Source organism: Streptomyces sp. NPDC054813, from assembly GCF_053611365.1.
The window spans coordinates 5091-8853 of sequence record NZ_JBSHAF010000065.1 but is presented as its reverse complement, the minus strand read 5'-3'; the positions used below and the strand labels follow the sequence as shown (position 1 = coordinate 8853).

Annotated in this window: 3 protein-coding genes; 1 reads left to right on the top strand and 2 read right to left on the bottom strand. The window is 68.3% G+C overall.

What is annotated here, in order from left to right:
- Positions 1 to 601 precede the first annotated feature (601 nt).
- A complete protein-coding gene (locus tag ACWGJB_RS49720; RefSeq protein WP_453386623.1) occupies positions 602 to 1486 on the bottom strand; it encodes an alpha/beta fold hydrolase in 885 nt (294 codons plus the stop codon).
- Between the two features lie 89 nt (positions 1487 to 1575).
- Here ACWGJB_RS49720 and ACWGJB_RS49715 point away from each other — a divergent pair, with 89 nt between their 5' ends.
- Positions 1576 to 2058 carry a MarR family winged helix-turn-helix transcriptional regulator gene (locus ACWGJB_RS49715; RefSeq protein WP_453386622.1) on the top strand — a complete coding sequence of 161 codons (483 nt, stop codon included), beginning with the start codon at positions 1576 to 1578 and terminating at the stop codon, positions 2056 to 2058.
- A 184-nt stretch (positions 2059 to 2242) separates the two neighbouring features.
- On the opposite strand, the gene ACWGJB_RS49710 is transcribed toward ACWGJB_RS49715, so the two are convergent.
- Entirely contained in the window at positions 2243 to 3040 is a 798-nt protein-coding gene (locus tag ACWGJB_RS49710) for an IS5 family transposase (RefSeq protein ID WP_453386621.1), read from the bottom strand.
- Between the last annotated feature and the right edge of the window lie 723 nt (positions 3041 to 3763).

Below are 3763 nucleotides of genomic sequence, written 5' to 3'. Positions count from 1 at the left end.
TCCGCCAAGACCGCCCCCGACGCACCATCAGCCCACTACACTCCGGACGATGCCTCTGACCAGGCCAGATAGCGAAACGCTGCTGGAGTACTAGGTCTGGAACCGGGGCAGGTGTTGCTTGCTCTCTTCCGGCGTCGCCGCTGCTGCCGGTGGTGGGTGGCGTGATGAACCTCTTGTCGGGTTCGGGTGAGTGGCTGACCATGCGTTAGCTTGCCGTTTAACGTTCCGCTTCGAACCGGCGGACCTGGGGGTGGCATGATCCGCTCCGGTTCGACTCGGCGGTGGGGTGGTGTGACGTGGGCGATTGGCGGACTGATCCGACGTTCGCGATCCGGACCTTGCCCGGCGAGTAGTACCCGGTGCCGTCGTCTCCCCAGGGCGGTTCCGTTATTTCGATGAAGGTCACCCCGTAGTTGTTGTCCACCTTCAGGGGTTCGCCGGGACGACTTCACTGCCGTCGCGTCGGATCAACTTGGCCACGGCACCACCATTCACCTGATCGTGAAGCAGGGGGAAGGGGAGGAGTGGCTAGGGCGGCGTTCAGCGGCCCCACCTCGGGTCTTGCGGTGCCAGGGTGGATGTGATCGTGGGCCGGCCCGCGTTACTCCAGGTTGTCGAGTTTCTCGTAGAAGGACAGGAGGCCGTCTGCGAGCCTGTCGGGGGCTTCCATCGCCGCGTAGTGGCCGATCCCGTCGAGGGAGAGGGCGCTGACGTCCTCGGCGACCTGGCGCAGGGTCGCCGGGGTGAACTCTCCCGATCTGCCGCCGACGGCGAGCACGGGCGTGGTGAGTTTCCGGGATGCCAGTTGGCGGATTTCTTCGCCTTCGCGGAGCATCGATCGATACAGTCCGGCCGCGCCGTTGAACGCGTCGGGTCGTGCGTAGGAGCGGACGAGTTCGTCGATGTCGTCGTCGGTGAACGCGTCAGGGGCCACGCAGAGCGACGGGATCGCGTACTGCGCGAGGAATGCCCGCTCTCGTCCGGCGAGCAGCATTTCGGGGATGCCCGGGGCGGCGAGCACGCCGATGTGCCAGGCGCCGCCGTGGGCGACGTCCGCGAGCCTTTCGACACCGAACCCGGGCAGCCCGGTCTCGATCGCTGCATAGCTTCGCACGAGGTCGGGGCGTGTGGCGGTGACGCGGAAGGTGGTGGGACCGCTGATGTCCTGGCCCGTGAGGTGGACGGGGCCCGCGTCGAGCCGCGCGATCAGTTCACTCAGGTCCTGGGCCGCGGTCACACTGTCGTGCGCTGTGGTCGCGGCGGCGGAGTCGCCGAAGCCGCGAAGGTCGGGGGCGAATACGCGGTGGTGCTCGCTGAGTAGGGGGATCAGCTTGCGGAAGACCCACCAGGTCTCGGGGAAGCCGTGGACCAGCATGACGGGAGAGCCGACGGTCCCGGCCGATATGTAGTGCAGTTCGGTCCCGTTCAGGCTGACATGGTGGTGTTCGACGCCCGGGATGGTGACGCCGCCGGTAATGGGGTCCATCGTTCTCCTAGATTCGATCGACAACATAGTTGTCAATCTATAGGTCGACAACATGGTTGTCGACCTTCGTTTCTCGTATGCTTCGCCGTATGGCACGTTCACCGGGCGCCGAACTCGCGCTGCTGCTTCTCGGCGGCTTCCAGTCGATGGTGGACGACGTGCACGGCGAACTGGCGCACCGAGGGCACCCGGGCGTACGTGCATCGCATGAGTTCGCCCTGCGCGCCATCGACGAGGGAGCGGACACGGCCTCGGAGCTCGGCCGCCGGCTCTCGGTCTCCAAACAGGGCGCCGCCAGGACGATCGCCGCACTGGAGAAGCTCGGATACGTCGAACGGGAGCCCGACCCGAGCGACGGCCGCCTCAAGCGGCTCCAGGTCACCGACCGCGGCCACGACATGATGGCGCTCGGTGCCTCGCTCTTCGACGATGTGCGCGAACGCTGGGCGGCGCATATGGGGCCCGAGCAACTCGAGGCCCTTGAAGCACACCTGGCCCGGCTTGTCGCGAGCCGGCCGTCGAGCGTCGAAGCCGCGGCACGGCTCAATGAAGATCTCGGCGAGGTCACCTGAGGACGCCCTCGCTGCCGTCACCACGTCCCCACTTCCACCGTCCAAGTGGTCCCAGCTCAAATCGCCCTACGGTGCCACTTCGCGCCGCCTGATCTTCATGAACGCCACGCAAACTGGGACCAGTTGAAGTCGCCTCGGTGGGGCCGCTGAACGCCGCCCAAGCCAGGGAAGAGGGTGTAGTCCCTCATGCGGCGGCGAGGGCGACCGGCTGCCGGTGTGGCCGGGCCAGGCGGCGGGTCATGAGGGTGATGAAGGCCCACTGGATGTGGGCTTCGGCGTGGGACATGAGGCGTTCGTAGTCCCTCGCGTTGCGGCGGGCCCGCATCGTCCACGAATTCGACCGCTCCACCATCCAGCGCCTGGGCAACAAGACGAAGCCCTTGGTGTCCTTGGGCTGGGAGACGACCTTGACGGTGATGCCGAGGGTGGTCTGGGCCCAGGTGCTGAACTCGTCTCCGCCGTAGCCGTTGTCCGCCCAGACCAGGACGATCTCGGGGTGCTCGGCGTGAAGGCGGGTCAGCAGGACGCGGGCCGCGTCCCGGTCCTGGACGTCGGCGGGCGTGACGAGCAGGTCGACGAGCAGCCCGTCCTGATCAACGATCAAATGTCGCTTTCGCCCATTTATATGTTTATTTGCGTCGTACCCGCGTGTCGCCTTCGACACGGTCTCCGCGCCCTTGACGGACTGCGAGTCCACGATCACCCCGACCGGCCAGGGGCACCGCCGGCGGCGCAGCCGCAACCGCCGCCGGAGCTGGTCGAGGATGTGCCGCAGGGCACCGGCCTTCGCCCAGCGGGCGAAATACCCGAACACTGTGCGCCAGGGGATGCCGAAGTCGGCGGGCAGCGCCCTCCACTTCGCACCGTTTCCGTGATGTACCTGATCGAGTCGACCACGCGGCGGCGGGGCCACTTCTCCGGGGCCCCGCCTTTCGGGGTCTGGCAGGCGGGGGTGGGCAGGAGCTGTTCCAGGAGGGCCCATTCGAGGTTGCTGGTGTCGGAGGGGTAGCGGTAGCGGGGCAGCGGCATGACGGGGTGCCGGGTCACACTGCCGACCATCCCGGTCATCCGGACACCACCCCCACGAGCCCCGGGTGCGACTCCCGTATGTGCCGCCGACTCGCCCTGGAAGCCCGTCACTTCGCAAGATCCGACCGCCTCGCCCGGCAGAGAGGGGCGTACGGCCCCGGCGGCCGAAGCGGCCCCGCATCCATCGAACGCGCAGGCTCACGCCTCGCCGGACCGCGCGCGCCGCGCGTGCCAGGCCCGTTTGCGACAGGCGGGAGAGCAGTACACCGCCGAGACCAGGCGGTCGACCCCGGCCATCCACGCCACCCCGCACTGCAGACACGAGGCCGTCACGCCGGCCTTCACCACCTCGGTCCGAGCCCTCGCCCGGCGCATCCGCCGCCAGTGCCGCGAACGGCAGGCCGCCTCACAGAACACCGCCGTCGACTTCGCCGACGGCATCAACGGCCCACTGCACCCCCGGCACAACCTCGGCCCACCCCCGTCGACCGCGACGACCAGACGCAACCGGGGCACCCCGTCCCTGCCCATACGCCCACCGTCCGGCGGGCGGTACCCGGGGCCCAGCCGTGGGGGGGGGGGGGGGGGGGGCGCCGCCCCGGGCCCCCGCGCAACGAGAAAAAACCACAACAAATGGAACTGAGTCACAGAGAACCCGGCCGCGACCACCCGAACT

Excerpts from the sequence above, each read along its gene's own strand:
- ACWGJB_RS49710 (WP_453386621.1), bottom strand. The coding sequence starts at position 3,040 with ATGGGCCCTCCTGGAACAGCTCCTGCCCACCCCCGCCTGCCAGACCCC.
- ACWGJB_RS49715 (WP_453386622.1), top strand. The coding sequence starts at position 1,576 with ATGGCACGTTCACCGGGCGCCGAACTCGCGCTGCTGCTTCTCGGCGGC.
- ACWGJB_RS49720 (WP_453386623.1), bottom strand. The coding sequence starts at position 1,486 with ATGGACCCCATTACCGGCGGCGTCACCATCCCGGGCGTCGAACACCAC.